Annotated in this window: 13 protein-coding genes; 11 read left to right on the forward strand and 2 right to left on the reverse strand. The window is 50.8% G+C overall.

Annotated elements, in window-relative coordinates:
• The first annotated feature begins 107 nt into the window (after positions 1 to 107).
• From Q1Q75_RS02025 to Q1Q75_RS02075, 11 genes are all read left to right on the forward strand, one after another.
• Positions 108 to 1,502: a sigma-54 dependent transcriptional regulator gene (locus Q1Q75_RS02025; RefSeq protein ID WP_300667343.1), complete on the forward strand. Its 1,395-nt coding sequence runs from the start codon at positions 108 to 110 to the stop codon at positions 1,500 to 1,502.
• A gap of 408 nt (positions 1,503 to 1,910) precedes the next feature.
• Positions 1,911 to 2,450, forward strand: a complete 540-nt coding sequence (locus Q1Q75_RS02030; RefSeq protein WP_300667344.1) for a GspH/FimT family pseudopilin — start codon at positions 1,911 to 1,913, stop codon at positions 2,448 to 2,450.
• Complete coding sequence (locus Q1Q75_RS02035) at positions 2,447 to 3,256, forward strand: PilW family protein (RefSeq protein WP_300667345.1); 810 nt, start codon at positions 2,447 to 2,449, stop codon at positions 3,254 to 3,256. Before Q1Q75_RS02030 ends, Q1Q75_RS02035 begins: the two co-directional genes overlap by 4 nt.
• A 13-nt stretch (positions 3,257 to 3,269) precedes the next feature.
• Entirely contained in the window at positions 3,270 to 3,719 is a 450-nt protein-coding gene (locus tag Q1Q75_RS02040) for a prepilin-type N-terminal cleavage/methylation domain-containing protein (protein WP_300667346.1), read from the forward strand.
• Complete coding sequence (locus tag Q1Q75_RS02045; RefSeq protein WP_300667347.1) at positions 3,719 to 4,285, forward strand: PilX N-terminal domain-containing pilus assembly protein; 567 nt, start codon at positions 3,719 to 3,721, stop codon at positions 4,283 to 4,285. Before Q1Q75_RS02040 ends, Q1Q75_RS02045 begins: the two co-directional genes overlap by 1 nt.
• A 318-nt stretch (positions 4,286 to 4,603) precedes the next feature.
• Entirely contained in the window at positions 4,604 to 8,512 is a 3,909-nt protein-coding gene (locus Q1Q75_RS02050) for a pilus assembly protein (protein WP_300667348.1), read from the forward strand.
• Positions 8,513 to 10,665: 2,153 nt separating this feature from the next.
• Positions 10,666 to 11,211 (forward strand): Tfp pilus assembly protein FimT/FimU, encoded by a 546-nt coding sequence (locus Q1Q75_RS02055; RefSeq protein WP_300667349.1) that lies wholly within the window; start codon positions 10,666 to 10,668, stop codon positions 11,209 to 11,211.
• An 86-nt stretch (positions 11,212 to 11,297) separates the two neighbouring features.
• The gene (locus Q1Q75_RS02060; protein WP_300667350.1) at positions 11,298 to 12,116 is read left to right on the forward strand and encodes a PilW family protein; all 819 of its coding nucleotides are present in this window, start codon (positions 11,298 to 11,300) and stop codon (positions 12,114 to 12,116) included.
• Between the two features lie 22 nt (positions 12,117 to 12,138).
• Positions 12,139 to 12,573, forward strand: a complete 435-nt coding sequence (locus Q1Q75_RS02065; RefSeq protein WP_300667351.1) for a prepilin-type N-terminal cleavage/methylation domain-containing protein — start codon at positions 12,139 to 12,141, stop codon at positions 12,571 to 12,573.
• 8 nt (positions 12,574 to 12,581) lie between these two features.
• Positions 12,582 to 13,181, forward strand: a complete 600-nt coding sequence (locus Q1Q75_RS02070; RefSeq protein WP_300667352.1) for a pilus assembly PilX N-terminal domain-containing protein — start codon at positions 12,582 to 12,584, stop codon at positions 13,179 to 13,181.
• 24 nt (positions 13,182 to 13,205) lie between these two features.
• Positions 13,206 to 17,456: a hypothetical protein gene (locus Q1Q75_RS02075; protein ID WP_300667353.1), complete on the forward strand. Its 4,251-nt coding sequence runs from the start codon at positions 13,206 to 13,208 to the stop codon at positions 17,454 to 17,456.
• A gap of 1,645 nt (positions 17,457 to 19,101) precedes the next feature.
• On the opposite strand, the gene Q1Q75_RS02080 is transcribed toward Q1Q75_RS02075, so the two are convergent.
• Together Q1Q75_RS02080 and Q1Q75_RS02085 are read right to left on the reverse strand one after the other, a co-directional pair.
• Complete coding sequence (locus Q1Q75_RS02080; RefSeq protein ID WP_300667354.1) at positions 19,102 to 20,835, reverse strand: sugar phosphate nucleotidyltransferase; 1,734 nt, start codon at positions 20,833 to 20,835, stop codon at positions 19,102 to 19,104.
• Between the two features lie 409 nt (positions 20,836 to 21,244).
• Positions 21,245 to 21,478, reverse strand: a complete 234-nt coding sequence (locus Q1Q75_RS02085; protein ID WP_300667355.1) for a hypothetical protein — start codon at positions 21,476 to 21,478, stop codon at positions 21,245 to 21,247.
• Between the last annotated feature and the right edge of the window lie 437 nt (positions 21,479 to 21,915).

Here is a 21,915-nt window from a genome sequence, read left to right on the forward strand (position 1 = left end):
GATTTGATAAACAGGTTTTGTCCAACCTGGGGTCCAGGGGATTATCCCCTGGCCGCCGGAGGCATGCGTTTTATGCACTTTGATCATAGAAGGCTATGGAGGAAGACGTGGCGGAAAAGATCCTGATCATCGACGATGAAAAGAACATGCGGCACATGCTCATGACACTGCTGGAGAAAGAGGGGTACACGGCAGAGACGGCGGCCACCGGCTCCACCGGAGTGAAAATGGCCGAGAGGGCGGCAACGCAAAAGGCCCCGTATGATTTTATTCTTCTCGATGTCAAGATGCCCGGGGTGGACGGGATCTCCCTGCTCAAGGAGAACAAGGGGCTCTTTTCACGCTCCATGGTGATCATGATGAGTGCCTACGGCACCATCGATACCGCGGTGTCGGCCATGCGTCACGGGGCCTTTGATTTTATCTCCAAACCCTTCAAGCCCGATGAGGTGACCCTGCTTCTCTCCCGAGCCGCCGAGCACCGGGCCTTGAAAAATGAAAACCTCTTTCTCAAAAATCAGCTGGGCCGGATTGAGGACCAGTTTCGATTCTCCAGCATGGTGGCCAAGAGCGACGCCATGAAGGAGGTCTTTCTCCTGGCCAGAAAAGCAGCCCGGTACGCCACCACGGTCTTGATCATTGGCGGGAGTGGCACCGGCAAGGAACTTATCGCCCGGGGCATTCACAAGGAGAGTGATCGGGCGCAGATGCCCCTGGTGCCGGTGAACTGTGGAGGCATTCCCGAGACCCTCATGGAAAGTGAGTTTTTTGGGCACAAAAAGGGGGCCTTTACTGGGGCCACCTATGACAAGAAGGGGCTGTTTGAGGAGGCCAGCGGGGGGACCCTTTTCCTGGATGAGATCGGGGAACTTCCCATCGCCATGCAGGTCAAACTGCTGCGCGTTCTTCAGGAGAGTGAGGTTCGTCCCGTGGGTGATGTGCGAACCCGGAAAATTGATGTGCGCATCATCGCCGCTACCTCGCGTAATCTGCAGGAAGAGGTGGCCAAAGGGACCTTTCGAGAGGATCTCTATTTTCGGCTCAATGTCCTGATGGTTGCGCTTCCTCCCCTATCCGGTCGACAGGAGGATATCCCTCTTCTCTGCGACCATTTTTTAAAGAAGTTCAACCGAAAATTAGGAAGCCAGGTGACCGGGATCGCTCCTGGAGCCATGAAGCTGCTGTTGGGGTATCACTGGCCCGGCAACGTGCGTGAGTTGGAGAACGCCATCGAACGTGCCGTGGTTTTATCTGACGGAAACCGCATTGAGCCCGATTCTCTTCCTCCCTCTATCACCGGAAAGTCTCTGGAAAAATCTGATGGGGAGGGACTCTTGACTCCTGAAGGCTTTTCCCTCAAGGTTGCCGTGCGCCAGTTGGAGCGGGTGATGATCCGGCGTGCCCTTAAAGAAACCGGTGGCAATCGCACGCAAGCCTCCAAGATTCTGGAGATCAGTCACCCCTCCCTCCTCTCAAAAATGAAACTGCACAACCTCAGATGAGCTTCCAGGGTGACGCCACCTTGAAAGCGGGTTTGCGAATGCGCCTCGGGATCCCGGCATTCTGGGTTGAAATGCGTCCACATTCGCACGCAGCGTGAAGGCACCTGCACGTGATAGAAGAAAAAATGACTGCTCAGTATAAAATATTTTAATACCTGCCCCTTTCCACATTTTGTCGCGGTTTCAAAAATCCCATCACAACACGCTTTTCGCTTTTTATTTTAGCTATCGCTTAAATAAGAAAAAAATCATTTATAACAAAGGCTAAACTTTAATCTCTCGCCTCTGCGAAAGATGTCGCGGCTCCTTGATAGGCTGTGGGTATCGACGATGGTATGGGTATTGCTTAGTTGTTATCTGGTGGTAAACAATGAACACAAGCAATTACGTATGAGTGGTGGGAGGATCATGGAAATATGCAGAAGGACCACGGGGTTTACCCTCGTGGAGTTGATGGTGGGGGTGGCCATGCTGAGTATTCTGGCCGGGATTGCCCTGCCCGAGTTCAGGCAAATGACGGTGAATGTTAAGACCAAGTCAGCGGCCAGAGAGGTGTATGACCTGCTTCAGCATGGCCGCATTCTGGCGGTCAGGGAGGGGGGGGCCGTGTGGATCCAGTTTGGCGATCCAGGCAGTGATAACACCTCTTTTTCCGATGTTGTGCTTGGCTTGGATCTCAATAATGACGGGAAGTTGACCGAAATCGACGCTGACGGCAAGGCCCTGGATGAGATCCGGGAACGGTTCTCCTTTGAGGCTCCGGTGAAGGCCAAGCGGTCTTTGGCTGACGGCCGGGGGGTGTTTTTTAATCCCCAGGGGACGCTGACGGGGAGTGCGGCCGGTGTGGAGGTGACGAACACCCTCACTCGTAGAGCCTATGCACTCTCCGTTTCGGCCGTGGGGACTATCGACATGAGAGGCAAGACGGTGCCTGGGGAGGGCGTATGATAGCCCATCCGGGAGATGAAAGAGGTTTTACCATCGCGGAAATCCTGGTGGCATTGGTTCTTTCGTCGGTGCTGATGCTTTTTATCTATAAGATCTTCGACAATCAGAATCGTCTTCAGGTGGATGAAAACCAGAAAATGACCCTTCAGCAGGATGGCCGGGCCGCTCTTAATATTTTGTCGAATGGGATGCGTCAGGCCGGCTATTTTCCCATGGGTGTTGAGGCCACAGAGGCTTTGAATGGGAGCACCTCCGGTTCAGGGATGACAACGGCAGCCCTTCGTGGGGTGACCTTTGTCTGTGATTTTAACGAGAACGGACAGAATGATTCCGGTGAAACCATCTCCTATCGACTGAACTCCGGTACCCCTACGACCCTGGAGCGCATCACGGGTGGCGTTACCGATGTTCTGCTCACCAATGTGGCGGCCTTTGCCATCCTTTACGCCTGGGATCGTGATGGCCCTGGGGCTTCAAGCGGGTATGGCGACCTCGAGCCTTCTGGTGCGGGCACCCAGTGGTGCCATGACAGTACCGGAGATGGTGTTCTGGATACCTGCTATCTGGCCGGGGCTGACGGGCAAATGGCCTTTACCACCCCCGACACCACCACGGCCAGCATTCCTTTTGAGCAGATTCGCGGAGTCCGTCTCTGGTTGTTGCTGCGTAGCGGCCGGCAGAAGCTCCTCGACGTGCCTCAGGATCTTGTCTTCAATATTCCCGGGTTGGATACCTCAACGCTGGACTCCGATTACCGGTATCGGTCCTTTGCCTCCACGGTAAAGCTGAGGAACATGTATTTTTGAGAAGGGGGACCCCGTGCAGAAGAGCAATAACGAGGAGGGGATGACCCTCATCGAGGTGATGGTGACCATGGTGATCTTTGCCGTGGGGATCTTGGGGATCATGACACTTCAATTGAATGCGCTGCGGACGAACGCGGAGACGCGCCACTGGGATGACGCCAACCGGTTGCTGGCCTTTCACGCCGAACGAATCGGGCTGAGCACCTATGGCTCCTTGAATAACACAGGGAGCGTTGAAGGGACTGCGGATAAACGTGAGGCATGGCGCAAGGCTCCCTTTGGCGACAACAGTGTGGGGGTGACCATCGATGTGGGCCCTGGAGGGTACGCGTTGAGCCGTTTTGTTTCGGAAAATACCACCGAAATGACAAAAACGGTGTTTTTTTGTGTCCAGTGGACGCTGGGAACGCGTCAGGAACAGATTTTCAGAACGGTGGTGAAATCGCCGGACAGGGAGGGGTGATGGCGGATGGAACGGGATACAGAGACGACGAAGAGGGCTCGGTGATGCTCCTGGCCTTGGTGGTGATGCTGGTTCTCACCCTGGTTGGTCTGGGCGCCACCCGCAGCAGTGTCTTTGAAATCAAAATGGCCGGCAATCAGCGGACCCTCGATGAGGAGTTTACCCGGGCCGAGACGGCCGTAAACCTTGCTGTCCGGAACTTTCGCAAGCCCGAGGATGAGACCAAAGAGACGGACATGGCGGCCCTTTTAAATGACACCGACAACCCGGGGAACCAGACCGTCAGCTGCGTGGAGACGCGAAGCCTGGACGGCGTGGCCCTGGCCCGGGTGGAGATTCGTCGGATCTTTATTCCGGAATCGGGCGAGACGGGAGTGGTCCCCGGCCTGTTGCCCCAGTCCAATGCGGTGCCGGTTTTGAGCCATCGGTACTACGACGGATCCGTCGACCGCAAACGTTTTGCTGTTACGGCCACAGCCATGAAGAGAGGGAGCGTTGAACCCTCCCATACCTGGGTGCAGAAAGGCGTGGCGCTGCCCTCCGAGCAGGATCGGGATCTGTTCTAAGTCAGCCTGTCCAGGAAAATGCAAAATGCGGATTCACTTTTACGAATCCGCATCCGAGGTGGCTCACCTTGCAGCCGGAGTTATTCCGGTGACTGTCAACCCGTAAATTGACACGGAAGAACCGGCAGCTAATGCGCTTGCGATGTACTCGCCCTTCGCGCGAATGCGGACGCGGACGCGAGGTGCTTTGAGTACCGACAGCCGCATCGTATTCGCAACCTGGGGTCCAGGGGATCCTCCCCTGGCCGGAGGCTGCTTTTTGAACCATGACATCGTCATAAAGAGTCCATGTTTATTTCGGGGCTGCAGGGGGAAAAGATGAAACGACTGATACAGCTGATTTTGATGCTTGTGCTTATGGCATCCGTCGCTCAAGCCGAGGACATCGACGTCTTCAGCGACTGCGACAACGCAATCCCGCCAAACGTGCTGGTGATTTTTGATACGTCCCTGAGCATGCGGAATCAGGATGCGTATGATGATTCTATCCGAGCATACGCCCACGGTAAAACCGATTGGGCCTCGGATATGAAGTACGATGAACCCTACAGGTTGTATTACAAGCCGTCGAAAGGTGGTTTGTGGCTTACCTTGGGCTCTTTATGGGGGGATAAGATATCGCATTTAAGTGATGTGACGTGCCAGGAGGCCATTGATGATATTACTTCTAAAGGGTATTTTGAAGGAGAGTTGAGCTCGCACACGGGTGAGTGTGGGGGGACTTTGGTTACTTCAAAAATTGTCGCATCAGGCAATTATTTAAATTATATAAGGTATGTAGAACGGGAGATGGAAAAGGTTTCGTTCGCCAAAGGTCAGGAGAACGGATCATCAGGGACTGATCTTGATCATTACTGTCCAAGCACCGATTACTATAACTATCACGGGGATGGGATGGGATATGGCGATTACGCCATTACCGACGGGAGTTACAAAAGGGCATTGGATAGGGTGTATCATAAAATCGGAGGGACCTATTTTCATTTCAGCGGAAATACGAAGGTTGAGGATATTGCATGTGTAGAGGTTAAAAGCGATCTCCTCTCCAATGGGTGGAGCAAGCGAAAGATCAAATTATCCGGTGATAATTCATGCCCTTCGAAACTTCTGAGCTGGGCTGTTACGACCAAACTTCTCATGACGCGTAATTTTATTAACTATCTCGACATGAAAAGGTCCCGTCGGTACAATGGCATTGACGCCTTATACGACGTGATTCAGGCCCGCCATCATGATGTGAATTTCGGCATTATGCAGTTCGACTTAGGGCATTTCCCCACGTTCTCTTCCTGGAAGAGCGACGGTGGGGACCTGGCTGCGCCATGTGGTGCAAGTCTTGCGGATATAAAACGGGTGCTTTACACTCACACCTCCGATGCAGACAAAGAGTACGGGCAGCCGCTGCACTTCGGACGTTCTAAGAGTGATATCGGTAAGGAGACCCCCTTGGCTGAGAGCCTCATCGAAGCGGGACTTTATTTTGCGGGTCAGCCGAGTTGGTTTAACTCCTACACCATGAAGTCCTCTTTTTTTTCAGCGGATCGATCTTATCACACGGGGACAACCGTGGGGCGAAGCTACATGAGTCCCATTGAATGCCCGGAGCAAGGGAACCATGTGATCATCATCACCGATGGGGCGCCTTCAGATGATTTTGCCCTCGTGGATCCTTCCTTTCCCGATGAAGACGCCATCAAAACCTGGAATTTTCGCACCTACCTGCCCAACGGCAAGCTCACGGCGGACGATGCGTCAAAAATTGGGGATTACGATAAGGACAAAGAGTTTTGTCTCTCCCTGTTTGGCGTGTGCTTTGACCAGAAGTTCAAGCAGACCTGGGTAGATGATGTGGCTGATTTTCTGGCCGATAAGGATCTCTCCCCGCTGGAGGGGACGCAGCCTCTGCATACCCATGCCATCAGCTTCCGCATGGACGCCGACGCTCCCCAGGCCAACGAGTGGTTGTTAAATAACACGGCAAAAAATGGGGAGGGTCATTTCTTTGTGGTGGGCGGTCAGTCTGCGGAAACAGCGAACCAATCCAATGCAGACACGATGCGGGAGGCTCTCTCAAAAGCGCTGACGACCATTGTTGCAAGCGCCATCAAGACATCCACCTTCTCCTCTGCCGTGACCCCGGTGCGGCAGGATGATCTCACCTACTCCGGCGATGAAACCCTGCTGACCACCTTTCATGTGAGCAGCGATGAGAGGGGGGAGGGCAACGTCAAAAAATTCAGTCGCTCGGGTGATGTGATCATGGGCTTGAAGGGAGGGGCCTCATCTCCCCTGGTGGGAGCCGGGGGTGTGCAAAGCGGTGTCAAGGATCTCTGGTCGAAAAATTTTAACAACAGTGCCAATGAGGACGCGCCCCAGGAAGGGGTAGCCGGGGTCCTTTTCAACCGCCTTGCAGGGATTACTTTTCAGGAGAATGCGGACTGGAGTGCCAAGCTTAACAAGGTGGCCAATGACCGGAAGATTTATGGGGTCAAGGTGACCGTAGACAATGGCGACCATCCGAAATACCATGTCAAAGATCTGCGCACGATGGCCATGGGCCTCAGCCCGAAGGCCTTCTCCGAGGCCTATGACGTCAAGGCCGATGACGTGAAGGCCGATGGGGGGACGTATGGCGTCAAGGATTTGCAACAGTTTCTCACTCAAGAGGTCTATGGGTTGGCCCTGAATTGGCCCCTGGGGCACATCGTCCACACGGATGTCGTGGTAGCGCAGTACCCGATCTCTGGTGGTCATCTGCCCATGCTCTTTGTCGGGGCCAACGACGGGATGCTTCACTGCTTTGACATGGGCACCGGACAGGAAATATGGGCCCTGGTGCCCCCGGATCAGACGAAACGGCTCTTTGAGCTCACGAATACCCTTGTTCACCCCTGGTTTATTGACGGGCAGATGGTGCTTTATCACACGAAGCCCGATACCGGGGGGGGAGAGAAGAGAGCGCCCACCCTTCTTATTTTCGGAGAACGAAGGGGGGGGAGTGCCTATCACCTCGTGAACGTTGCCCAGGCGCTTAATAATGCACCGAAGTACGTCTCCATGGTGGGGGGCGATTCTCCCTGGGGACAATCCTGGAGCACGCCACAGCTCTGCCAGATTGTGAGAGCGGCTGGCGTTAAGGATTTTGGATTTTTGGTGGGGGGCGGCTATGACACCAATCAGGACTTGGATACCCAGAATCCTCCGGTGACAGATTCCCTCGGGAGATTTGTGGCGCTTTATGACCTTGAAGGCGAGATGATCCGTGAGTTCACGGAATATTATGATGCATCAGGGGATTCCCATAATATTGAGGCGTGCATCGTGGGGGCGCGGATTGTCGATCACGACCACGACGGGGCGCGTATTTTTTCCCGGATCTACGCCGGTGACCTGGCCGGTAATGTGTACCATTTTGCCGATGAGCTTCGAAAAGGGGCCGATGGAAAATGGAAGACGATGTCCTTTGAACGGCCCGCCGACTGCGGCGATGGAGAGATTGAAGGCGACTGCTCCGTCATGGATGGCACCTGGCCCCGGCGTCATAAACTCTTTGAGCCGAAAGAGGACGACGGCACGAAAGTGAAACAGAAGATTTTTTATGCCCCCATGTACGGAAAAGGCTGCGGCATCGATATGGTCTACGCCGGCACCGGAGACCGGGAAAAACCCGAAGACAAGACTGTGATCAACAGCGTCTACGCCATTCGTGAGCGTTGGGAACAGGACGCCGGTGATTTAAGCGATCACGACACCCTGATCCGGTCGGACCTGGCGTGCTTTCAAATTGGCGATTCCATAGGGAATGTGGATGGCAGTGAATCCTACAATGAGACAGCCACCGTCGCGGATTTGTCAGAATTCAAAGGGTGGTATTTCGATTTTGAGCGAGACGGCGAGAAGGTAATCTCAGAAATCAGCGTCGTCAATGGAAACCTGATCTTCGGAACCTATACCCCGAAAGAAACGGAGGCCTTTACCAGTCGCTGCGGGGCCTCTAACGAATGCATCACAGGGGAAGGCCGGGTCTATATTGTCAACGCCTGTCCCTTGTCCTTTGACGTGAAATCCATCGTCACCAAGGGGCAGGACCCCATGCCACAGCCTGCTCTGATCTATGACAAAGAATCCGGAAATGTCCTCATCAGCACAGGCGATGGCGAGGTTTATGACTCCGGACTCCCCGTGGTGAAATCCGAATACTGGAAGTCCAGTACTTCAGGGCAGTAACGACAAGGTGGCGCCACCTTGAAAGCGGGTTTGCGAATGCGCATCGGGAGTCATAACTCCGGGCTGTAATGCGTCCGCATTCGCGTGAAGTGCAAAGAAACGCTCAGTGCGTGGCAAGTGCATGAATTACAGGTGAGCAGGATATAGCTCAGCCGTTGATTTTTACCGGAACAAGGTGGTGCCACCTTGAAAGCGGGTTTGCGAATGCGCATCAGGAGTCATGACTCCGGGCTGTAATGCGTCAGCATTCGCGTGAAGTGCAAAGAGACGCACAGTGCGTGGCAAGTGCATGAATTACAGGTGAGCAGGATATAGCTCAGCCGTTGATTTTTACCGGAACAAGGTGGTGCCACCTTGAAAGCGGGTTTGCGAATGCGCATCGGGAGTCATAACTCCGGGCTGTAATGCGTCCGCATTCGCGTGAAGTGCAAAGAGACGCACAGTGCGTGGTACGTGCATGAATTGTAGGCCCTTACGTCACTGCCTGCATCAGAAAGCCCGCCAGTATTCTACAATTAAAATGGGTTCCCGCCTTCGCGGGAAAGACGTGGGTGGGGCGAAAAAGAGGGTCGCGAGAGTGATACCCTTCGTCCCTCCTCGTCTTCCCCGGCTGCCCGGGGGAATAGGTGTCGTTGTCGCGCTTTAGGTTGCAAGAAAAATATAAAAGTACAAAAACAATGCCTCCGGCGGCAAGGTGAGCCACCTTGAAAGCAGGTTTCCGATGGGCTTTTCCCATCGTTCCTCGGGTCAAATCCCAACGGAATTCTGGTGAGTCAATGTATGATTATTTATTTCCCGCAGCGTTACTGCCCGACACCTGCCCCCTTTTGTATCGCCAAATGATCGGGGATCCATGCCTGGATTTACTTTTCTCTTCTGTATGAGGCTCCGGTGGAATAGCAGCAAGGGCACCCTTATGTGACCCGTTGCCAACGGTGTGGGGGCTGTGAGGTAGGGTGCGCTTGCGCACCGTGGACCAATCGCAACGGTCACGAAAGTCCGTGTACGGGTGCTTCTCACTCTGCCATTAAATGGCGAAAGGTGTTGGTTTTCCGAATAAATGGTGCGTAAACACACGCCTACGGGGTGTCGTATGGCGGGATGTTATCTCCACTCAGGTAGATTGGGCTGAATAGTTACGACTTATTAGTAACTATTCAGATAGTGCCTCCGGCGGCCCTGCCGGGGGCTAAACTTTTGAAAAGTTTAACAAACAGGTCTTAAATAAATATTTCAAATTTGCATCACCCCAAATACGGATGTGATTTGATCCGAGGAATCTGCCTACGCAAAAGCCTCCGGCGTGACAAGTCCGCCTACGCCCATGTCTATGCGCCACCAGTCGACCAACGTCAATGGGCTACGGCGCGACAAGCGATCCGTCTTCGCCTGCGGCTACGCCGTGACATGGGGCAAAGCGCATTCGTAACCTGCTTTCAAGGTGGCACACCTTGCCGCCGGAGGCTTTTTGGGAGCATACCATTTATTGTCGGGCAGCAGGATTCGGTCCTGTTCGTGTTTTTCATGTCCCATGGTTAAATAGCCCTTTGTTTGAAAACCAATCCATAGGCATAAACCAGGCTCTCCCTCCCCTCCCTTTGTCAATATCAGTGATCACATTTAACTAAACCCGTCATTCTAAAAATTGTATGATTCGTTGTGTTTCGTAAACAGTCGTAAAATTTTTTAACAGGAAAGACGTGTGGATCGTTTGCCCCTGATCAACGAGCGAAACGCCATGTTTCTTAGTGCATTGCGAAATAAGGTGGGCCAGAAACTTAACCAGGTGTAAAAAAAATTAAATGACAGAGTAGTATTGCAATGCCACGTTTTTTTTGTGCTTTTTCGATAGCTATTAAAAAGTTTGATAGTGATATGGGCTTTTTGGGGCCCCCTCATGCAAGGGGCGGCCTAAGCGACAGTGCCAAAAACCCTTGATTTCGTGGCAGCATCGCGGAAGCCCCTTCTATATTGCTACTCTTCGATTTGGGTAGAAATGTAAATGTTTTAAACATTGTTCTCTTGGCGTGTCTTTTGCTTTATGTATCGGGGTGATTCCACGGGATCTCACTTGCAGATGCAATGCAGGTACTTTGAATAATTGAAATTAAGTGAATGAACTCTTTCCTGATTCCAAAAACCGGGAGCTTGTGATGAAAAATAAGAACGGCTTTACCCTCCTTGAACTCATGGTGGCCGTCGCCATGATTGCTATTGTCGTCATGATTGCGGCGCCCTCCTGGAAGGAGTTTTTATCGAATAGAAGGACTGCGGGGGCATCAAGGGAGATTTACAATGCCTTGCAGCATACACGAATGAAGGCCATCAAAGAGGGGAAGACGATAACCGTAGAGTATTGCGACGGTGACGGAGGTGTCGTTAATGTTCCTGCCCCTGCTGACCCTCCTGATCCCAATATTCCGCCAAAAACCGCTAAATTTGAAAAGATGTTTATATGCTGGAACGATGGCAATAATGATATTAAAGAAGAAATATTTCTGAAACTAAAACATATAGATTGTGACACAAATCAAGAGCGCATGGCCTACAACTCTCGGGGAATCCTTGTGGCCACTAACAGCGGAACAGTGAGGACATGGAGTTCACTCACAAAACGAGAGTACAGCGTTGTTATAGGTAATCTTGGTACTCTAAGGCAGGCATCGGGGATGCATCAAGATCTCAGTCCTGGAACGTAAACGGAGGGACAATCCACAGAAGAAGATGAGGGCCATGGCAATGCTACCTAAAGTGAGAATAACGACAATCGGTGTGAGGGTAATAAATGATAACAAAGCAAAAGGGTAAACAGAAAAAGACGGTAAGGTTGTCGGTATCTCTTGACCACTTGGGCTTCACACTCCTTGAAATCCTCGTGGCCCTGGTGATGGGATCAATTTTTATTACCGCCATCTGCACATTGATCATCGATCAGACCCAGACCCACGAAGACCACCAGATGAAGGTGATGATGCAGCAGGAGGGGAGGGCGGCGCTTTCTATTTTGTCCAATGAATTGATGATTGCCGGGTATTCACCTAAACCTGACCAGGTAGCAGGGATGATAAACGCAGCAATCGACAATTTTGAGTTTAACTATTTTAACGTGAACACCGATACCAACATTTCTTATTCGTGGCACCTCCAGAACGATGGGGCGAAGGTGGTCCGTCGTAATGGCAATAACAATGCGTTTCTTAAAAATGTAGAGGTATTTAGAGTCCTCTATGCCTATGACAAAGATGGCTTGGGGGCAGGCAATAATAAGTATGGCGTTCTTGAAAAAGACGGCAACAATGTGATCTGGGCTTATGATGACGACAATGATGACCTGCTTGACAATTATTATACTCTTAATAGCGTCGGGAAGATCGCAACCAATGATGAATCTCCTAAGCCTTTGACTGCAGAGCCCTCCATTGACCGGATACGTGCTGCCAAGATCTGGCTGCTCATGCGAAGCAACAAACGAAAGAATAAGGATGCCGTAGAAAATAAAGTTGATAATATACCGGGGGTTAACATAGATACTGATTTGGATACAGATAACTACTCATACCGTCTTTATACCACTACCGTGAAACTTCGAAATATGTACTATTGATCGCAAACAGGGAGACCTGACAATGAATAAAGAAAATGGATTTACCATTCTGGAAGCCCTATTTTCCATGGCGATTTTTGCAGTGGCCATGTTCGGGGTGATCGGCTTGCAGCTCAACGCCATTCAGACCGACGAGGAGACGAGGCGAAAGGACATGGCATCTCAGCTTCTTGCTGCTGGGACGGAGATGGTGGAGTGCCTTGATTACGACTCATTAGGTGCTGTCAATGGGGTTGGTTACGCCAATCTGTTGACCAAGGCAAAAGCCAATAATGCAGCCTATTTCTGGATGGGTTCAAGCAACAACAAGGCCGGTCTTTTTTGTGGCCAAACGGAGACCGTTGGGGATGTGAACTATCGCAATGTTTATCTGGTGGCGGTTTGGAATTCTATCAAGACCGGCCAGAGAGAGACTCTGTCTCGAATGATGGTTAAACCGCCAAATATGCTTCAATAGGGGGTGTGATGTCAGCAAATGTATCCAACGAAAAGGGCTACGTGATGCTCTTTACCCTGATGTTTATCCTTATCATCACGGTGATGGGGCTTATCGCGACACAGACTTCGGTGTTTGAGATCAAGATTGCTGAAAACTCTCGGAGGTACAGTGAAGAGTTGGCGGGGGCTGAGGCGGCGTTGAACGATTCTATCGCCAATTTTCGAAGTCAGTCAAAGGTGGGTACCACCTATGATATTGCCCATGTCCTCAACGATACAAAGTACAGAGATTTTAAGACTGCTTTCTATATCAATGATTCTCCGCAGGATTTTCCTCTGGATTCCCCGGGGACCTCAAGCAGTATTGCATTGATTGAAATTCGAAGGATCGTCGATGAAACCGAGCCGACGTGTAGCGGGAATGGCAGTGACCCTGCCTTTTGTACCCTGTCGGAGCCGGCAAGAACCGTTCCCCGCCTTCCTCACCGGTACTACGCCGGTTCCATTGATAAGCGTCGTTTTGCAGTCACAGCCACATCTTACAGGCGAAACTCAACGAACCTTTCCGTTACCTGGGTGCAGAAGGGTATTTCACTGCCTGCGGAGCAGAATGCAGACTTGTTCTAAACATTACTTGTGAAGGGGGATAGGATGAGACGACTGATAATTATACTGCTGGTGTTCATGATGATGACTCCAACAGGAGCAATGGCATACGATATAGATGTGTTTGATGAGTGTTCGGTGGCGATCAAGCCCAACGTTCTGTTTTTGATGGATACCTCTTTGAGTATGAGAAGGCAGGATGTTCTGCCGGATGGTATCGAAAGCTACGATAGCGAGGGTGCCTTTATTATAAAAAGAGACAGCAGTGGGGCCCTGGAAGGTTCGTCAGGAAATTGGAATATCCGGAGAGATGAGGATAATAACGATTCCAATCCAGATAGCAGTAATAAACAAAGCTATAGAGATAGAGGCTTTGAGGGAAATGATTATGGCGTGAGTGGTTATAGAAAACATAAGTACGAAGACAATATTTTTTATTGGTTGGTAATAAACAAGACCACAGGGGCAGGGGACTGGCACCCTTTTCATCCTGGAAATTGGTTACAGATATATGAAGTAAAAAACGAAGATGTTGTGGAGTCTTTTTTAAAATTCGGAATGTTTCAAGGGGATCTGGATAAACATGGTGAAATCGAAAATACCGATGAGCAGAATCTTTATGCGACCGGAGACTATATAAATTACTTGCGGTATATGGAAAATGCTCAAAAAAGCCTTAACTGGAACGAAATTGATAGCAGTGAACCTTATGACTCTAAAGAAGAATATCGACGATTCCACAATGACAGTTCGACTGAAGTAGAAGATCTTGGTTACGGAGACTATATAACCAACAAGGTCTATGTAAGAATGGCTGGAGATATCCGCCCATTTAACAGCATAAGAAATTTTTTAGACGCTAATATCCCAAATGGTATTTATATCAGTGATCCTGGCGGGAAAGGACGTCAAATTATTAACTGTGAGGATGCGAGAAAGAATCTGATTAAGGATGGTTGGACTCGAAGCAAAGTATGGGAAGCTTTTGGTTGTTCTTGTGGGGGGACGATTACTTATACTCTTATGGTAGGTAATTTTCTGAATTATTTAGATAAAGTTAAGTCTAGGAGGTACAATGCAATTGATGCCCTCTGGAGTGTTGTGAGTAAAAGGACGAATGACGCACGATATGGCATCATGCAGTTTGATTTGGGAATATTTTCTACCTTTTTCGACCTTTCACATTGGACAAGCCAGGGTGCTGACCTTGCCGCTCCTTGTGGTAGTTCGCAAGATACCATTAAACGTATCCTTTTTGGAAAATACGACCATGATCAAAGGACTAAGAGTACTTATAAAGAGTTTGGACAACCTTTATATTTCGGACACCCGGCTGATATTTCAAAAGAGACCCCTCTTGCCGAGTCCTTGATAGAGGCCGGTTGTTATTTCGCAGGTGCTAAAAGCTGGTTCAATACAGCTCCGTTTAGTACTGGTTTTTTTGATACTACCCATAGTGGGGGGGGCTCCGTAACGGATTCTGTTTACAAAAGCCCTATCCAGTGCAGGGACCAGAAGAATCATATCATCATCATTACCGACGGGGCTCCCAAAGATGACTTTGAAGTTTTTGATGGGCTGTTTACGAACAAGGGCAGAGGGGTTTCATGGAAATGGATACTGAACAAACCATTTTACCATTTCGATCCAGATGACAATACCGCCGTATCCGATAAACCTATCGGGAATTGCTTCGTTCCCACGCCACCACTTGTAGACAACGATGTGAAGATGGTTTTTGAAACTAAATTAAACGTTAACTATAAGCAGCAATGGCTGGATGATGTGTCGTATTTTCTTTTTCAAAAAGATATGACGAATAAACAGAATGATAAAGGGCGCCAAAATATTCATACTCATACTCTTGGGCTTGAGTTAGCAGTAAACGCAGGCAGTATTGACCGCCCCCTGTTGACTCAGGCTGCGGAGAATGGGCACGGCCACTATATGTTTACAAGCAGTAAGGAAAAGCTGATTGCTGAGTTGAACTCTATTTTGAATTCGGCCATGGAAGATTTCTCATTTTCATCCGCAGCTTCACCCGTAAGCCAGTCTGATATGATTTACACGGACAGCGATTTGTATATGTCTTCCTTTCTCTATGAAGCCGGTACCAGAGGCCGTGGAAATATTACCAAATATAAGCGTGTCGGGGATGAGGTCAAAGGAGGTGAGGTCAATGGAAATGAGGCTCACAATCTGTTTGACATGGATGGCAAAGTAGACTCGTCTACCCGTGACTGTTGGTATCCAGGAGGTGATCCGACTTATAATACAACAGACAACCCAAAAGACAACCCAAAAGCCAAGGATGGTCTTGCGCGCAAACTTTATGATCAGATCAATACAGGCCTCTCTTTTGGTAATAATCCTACTCCCAGAGAGATATTAAATACGGTAAAAGTAAAACGTGACATTTTGTTTTTAAATGGTGGGAGCCTTGGTGATATAGCAGACTTGGCTGTTGCGGGGACGATAGAGATCCCCAAGGAAGGAGGGGGGTATTATGGTGATACGGTTAATGCCCAAACGGTTGGTGAGCTGGATCTGTTTCTTACTCGAAAAATATATGGGCTTGGGTACAACTGGCCACTCGGTGACATTATTCATTCAAACGTAGCCATTGCCCGTTATCCTGATTCAACGGATCATGTTCATGATGTGACTGACTATCTGTTTGTTGGAACCAATGGGGGAATGCTTCACTGTTTCAAGGCGTCATCAGGTATCGATTCGGGCAAGGAGGAATGGGCCATTGTCTACCCGGATTTCAAAGACCGTCTCCATGAACTGGAGAGTTTCTTTGATGATGAAGAGCATTGGTTTGCTGATGGACATATTACCCTGTATTATGAGCATGAAGACCATACAACCACGATCGAGACGGAAAGCGTTGATTATAAGGTGAAAAATCCCAAGTATCTCATTGCCGGAGAGCGCCGAGGCGGAAAGACATATCATATTATTGATGTATCAACCGTTGGCACCCCTTCTTATGTAGCATCCGTTGGTAATGACAGTGATGGGTATTCATGGGGTCAGTCATGGAGCAAACCTCAACTTTGTCAGGTGAAAGATAGCAATAATTTAATTGAGCAAGGTTTTTTGGTGGCTGGGGGATACGATACCAATCAGGATAATGATTTCCTGAGTACTGATGATAATGAGGGTCGATTTGTTGCCATATACGGATTTGACGGGAATCCTCTCCATACATTGGGTCTGAATGCCGATGGTACCTCCAGTTTAGTTGAGGCCTGCATCGTGGATGCCAGAATCATTGACCACGACCATAAAGGCGGGAAAAACCGCATTTTCTCACATGTTTATGCAGGTGACCTTAAAGGCAATGTTTACCGTTGGGAGGATGCTGGGGAAAACGGCACTTGGAACAGCGGTCACAAGCTTTTTTCTGGGGACAGCTCTAATTCTGATGATCCTCCCTTTGCCGTGACCATTGAAGGAGACAGCAGAAATCTGTATCAGAAAATTTTTTATGCCCCTGTGGCAGGCATGGCCTGCAATGAAGATCGTGTTTTTTTTGGTACAGGCGATAGAGAGCATCCTTTGGGGGACGTAAAAGACCCGGTGGCAAATGATTACTCTAATTTTAAGGACAGCGTTTACTGCGTTCCGGATAACGGGTTAAAAACATACACGCGAAGCGATTTGTCTAAGATTACACTCGATCCCAGTTCTATCACTGAGAAGGATAAGGATGGAAATTCTCTCCCGGCAGACGGAAGCGTCCCGGGAGGTGTGGTTCAGGAAATTTACGGTAATATCGGGATAGCAGAAGCAGACAATACAACGTCTTGTAAAACTGATTGCGAGACGGGTTACGATGGTTGCGTCGACAAATGTAATTCTGGCGATGACCCTTGTGAATTGACGTGTGGCGTTGATTTGGAGCAGTGTAAGCTGCATTGTGGAAGGGGCTGGTACTTCGATTTTATTCGAGATGGTGAAAAAGTGATTTCGGCACCCCTTGTGATGGATAATATCTTGATTTTTGGAACCTATACACCCCCAACCGTCACGATTACATCTGATCCGTGTAATGCAGGGGGCACATGTGTACCGGGCAGAGGGCGTGTCTATGTCGTTAGCAGTTGCGAAGAGGCCTTTGCTGTGAAGTCATATAAGTTGGTGAACAATCCGATGCCTCAGCCCTCATTGGTGTTTGATGCCGACTCTGGTAAAGTTCTTATCAGCACGGGTGATGGAACCATCATTGATCCCAAATTACCAGTTATCGTTCCTGATTATTGGAAACACAGCGGCTCCGCGTTGTAGACATTTTGATATAAAAGCCTGATAGTAACCAAAGCCAACCCGCTATCCAGCCGGTTGGCTTTGGTGCGTCTGGGAGCACAAGGAAAAGGGGTCGCACTACACATTTGACAAAATGAATCACCTCCATGCTCACGTCCTTTTTTTAAAAGGATTCTTTTTTCTGCTTTTCAGAGGCGCAGCCGCATCTGTGGGGATCGGTGTTTATCAGTGGCTAAATTTTCGTAACCATTCAGCTTCATCCTGTCTCTGGCGGGTCTCTTTTTGAAAAAAGTTTCGCAAAGACGTTTCAGCCCGTAGGGTGCGGCTCCCGCACCGTTCAACGTCACGCAAACCACCGGCCCCGTCTCAACACGTATCACAAAATGCGGCGTTACAGGTTTATCGAACGTTAAGCGGTGCGCACGGCGCACCCTACCTTTCACATCGACACGGTTATCAAAGGACAGACCCTTTATACGGTTTCCTTCCTCATCGACCCTGCCGCATCGGTGTGAGGGGATTGGGTGGCATGGGCTGAATCGTTACAAATTTTCTTTGACTGGTTCAAATCAGGGTTACCTTTTTGAAGGTGAATCGAAATGTGGCCCACCGAACGGGAACACTGCCGGGGTTTTGATAATGGAGTGAAGGCACCACGGCACTTAACTGGGCGCGCCGCGCTCCGCCGCGGCTTTTTTTGCGGGGGGCTTGGCCCCGGCCCGAACCACCTTAACAGCCTAAATTAGCCTCGCATCCGTTATCACATCCCAACGAGGGACTCCCTCCCAGCGGTCTCGCGTAAATGCCGCGACGGAGCACGGCGCGCCCGAAAAACAGCATAGCAGAGAAGTTGAAGAGAAATGTGGCCTACCGAACGGAAATAATGCCAGGGCTTTGAGAGTGGTGTGGAGGTACTACGGCATCCATCTGGGCGCGTCGCGTTCTGTTGCGGCTTTTTTTGCGGGGGGCTTGGTCCCGGCCAGTGTGACCCTAAAATATCTATTGATGGGCACGCTTCGCGTTTTGCCCATCTGACAATGGATCCATGGCATCGGTTGGATGACCGTTTATAACCAGGAGAATCATATTCTGCTTTCAAGGTGGCACACCTTGCCGCCGGAGGCTTTTTCTTTTTTTCTTTTTTTCTTTTTTATTCTTCTTTTCAGCGGCGCAGCCGCATCTGCGGGCATCTGTGTTTATCTGTGGCTAAATTTTTTTTCGGAGTCGTTGGTGCATGGAATGCACCCCACGGGTCACGCTGCATCGACAGCGAGTACCGGTTTGTTTACAAAGGCACGGATGATGCCCTTCTTATTGTTTTGCTTCGCTGTCACGACTGATTGAATCACACATTCATTGTGAAGCAAAAAGCCGCACCGGAGTGCGGCGCTCCATCTGCTGCCCCCGTTGTTCACAGGCGTAGCCACGAAGCGAAAAGGCGAATGTGATCAGCCCGAGGAATCCGCCTTTGCAAAAGCCTTCGGCGCGACAAGCGAGGGCTGAGAGTATTTGCAATCCGCTTTGGAGGTGGCACACCTTGCCGCCGGAGTTATTCCGGTTAAAGTCAACGGCTGAATTGGACTCTGCGCACCTACAGCTCCTGCACTTGCGACGTACTGCGTGTTTTCTCACACTTCACACGAATGCGGACGCATTTCAGCCGGAGTTACGACCTCCGATGCGCATTCGCAAACCCGCTTTCAAGGTGGCTCCACCTTGCCGCCGGAGGCAGGTTTTTCTTCGCATTTTTTACCAACCCGAAAAGTCCTTCGAGTCTTGGGTCGTTCAGGTTTTTGAGGCGGTTTTCGAGGGTGGCAAGGGCTTGGGGGATGTGTTCTTCGAAGCCGGGTTTGCCTTTTTTTGTCAGGTTGCCGAAGGCGCCGAGCATCTGGAGGTTTCGGGCAATGGCGCAGAAGGTGTAGCTGGTGTGAATTTTTTCGTCTATGGGGATGCCCTGGGCTTCAAGGGTCCGGGTGGCATGGGTGAGGAGGCGGGCCTGAAGGGGCTCGGAGAGCTGGGCGTAGGGGTCGATAAGAAGGGATGCGAGGTCGTATTGGATGGGGCCGCGCCGGGCTCCCTGGAAATCGATGATCACGGGGGTGCTGTCATCCATCATGATGTTGCGGGACTGAAAATCCCGGTGCATGAGGCCGGTGAGGGCGCCGTCAAGGGCGGACTCGGCGATGTGGTTGAAGGCGTCCTGGTACGGTGAGGGGTCTTCGTTCATGGCCAGGTAACCGTTGATGAAGGCGTCCATGAAGTAGCGACACTCCATGGAGAGGATCATGTTTTTATCATAAGCCGGTGTTTGCCAGCACCATTGGGTGTTAAACGCTTGAATGCCTTGTTGGGAGAAGCGGATCAGGGTCTCTATAAGGGTCTGATAAAGGGCTTCCACCTTGTCTTCGGGCAGGGTTTTTGCCAGGTCGGCGAGGTGGGTGTTTCCGGCATCGGCGACGAAGACGAGGCCCGAAACGGCGTCTCCGTGGAGGATGGGGGAGACGGGGATTTCTTGGGTCTGGAGGTGGGTGCCGATGTGGATCATGGCGGCGGCTTCACCGGTGGAAACGTGACTGTGGATGCCGTGTTCACAGCAGATGAGGTTTCCCTCTGGGGTGCTCAGGCGGGACCATTGTCGATCGGAGCCGTCTCCTTTGAGGCGCTCGGTGGTAACGGTTTCCGGCGCGGAGCCTATGGCCCTTCTGAAGGCCTCAGGGATCATGAGGGTTCGGGATGCCTCCAGGTATCTCTCCTCGGTGCCACAGTCGAACCAGAGGCAATGATCCAGCGTGACGCCCTGAACTTTTGCTCCTGTTTGGATGAGGTCCCGGTAGAGGTCCACCATGCCATAAGGGGCTCCATTGGGAATGGCGGCTATGGCGTCGGGAGAGACAACCTGCATTCCTGTGAAGGCGAGCCGCTGCATACCTGCGGGCGTGGGATTCCGGAACGCATGAATCGATCCGTTTCCATCTACCGAGACGTTGTTAAACTCTGGCCGGTTGATCAGAGCCAGGGTGGCTGCATTTTTCTGCTCAAGATGCCTCTCGTAAAGAGCCCTGGGGTCGATATCGGTCAGGGTGTCCCCGTTCACCACGAGAAGAGAAGAGCCGTCCAAAAGGTCCGCCACATTGGCCACAGCCCCGGCGCTGTCCAGGAGCGTCTTTTCTTGCCGAAGGTGGACCGGTACCGGCCAGGATTTTCCTTCAACAAACCGGTGGATTTCCTGAGCCAGGTGGCAGGTGTTGATGATCACGGACTCAAACCCCGCCGCAGCCAGGGTGTGAATCTGCCGCTCCAGGAGCGTGACCCCGCCGATGGTAAACAACGGCTTGGGCCGAACCTCGGTGTGGGGCCGTAACCGGGTCCCAAGACCCGCCGCCAGTATCATTGCCTGCATGTGTGTGCCTTTTTATGGTTAAAGATCAGGGAGAAAAAGCCTCCGGCGGCAAGGTGGCGCCACCTTGAAAGCGGGTTTGCGAATGCTCTATGGCTGTCGGAACTTTGGGTTGTCATGCATCCGCATTCGCACGACCTTTGAGGATATGCGAGGTTCGTCACAAGCGCATAGGCTGAGGGTCTCCGGTTTGAACTCAAAGATTGATTTTCACCGGAACAACTCCGGCGGCAAGGTGTGCCACTTTGACAGCGGATTGGAAATGCTTCCCTCTCGCTTGTCGTGCCGTAGTCCACCGCCGTTAATTGAATGGTACACGCAGTCACGGGCGTAGGCGGACTTGTCACGCCGGAGGTTTTTGCAAAGGCGTATCCCTCGGGCACGTCACATTCGCTGACGGGCTACGCCCGTGTTATGTTGGCCACTCCTTTAGGGCTGTTTCGGCCAGGTTTTTCAGATCATCATTTTCGCAATAAATTTCAGAATATAAATCTGCGGATTTTTGCAGCTGTTCACGTTCCAGTTTGTTTTTAAAGTGATCAATCGCCATTCTGGTTAGAGAACTTTTATCTTTAAACCCATGGAGTTTAAAATCATTTAAAAAATTTGAGTGTGCCTCTTCGAGAGTAAAATTGGCCTGTTGCACATAGCCTCCCTTGTAAGCGTGTTTTGCCCTTGGGCTATAATTCTATTTCAGGCGCCAAGGCAATGAAAGTCAAAATATCATTTTGGGTCTTGCCCCCCTTTGAATTGCCGTTTCTACTCATTTCGCAGCGCCAGGGAGACGGCCCTGGTTTTTACCACTCACCACTCACCACTCACCACTCACCACTCACCACTCACCACTCACTATTCACTATTCACTATTCACTAAAAAAGCCGTGAGCCACTCCAACGAGTCGCCCACGGCCTTCATTATTCACTTGACACCCCCAACCGGGGCTGCTCTCGTCCTTCAGCCTTCAGCCTTCAGCCTTCAGCCTTCAGCCTTCAGCCTTCAGCCTTCAGCCTTCAGCCTTCAGCCTTCAGCCTTCAGCCTTCAGCCTTCAGCCTTCAGCCTTCAGCCTTCAGCCTTCTGCCTGC

This window comes from Desulfoluna sp. (genome assembly GCF_030145185.1).
Taxonomy (GTDB): domain Bacteria; phylum Desulfobacterota; class Desulfobacteria; order Desulfobacterales; family Desulfolunaceae; genus Desulfoluna.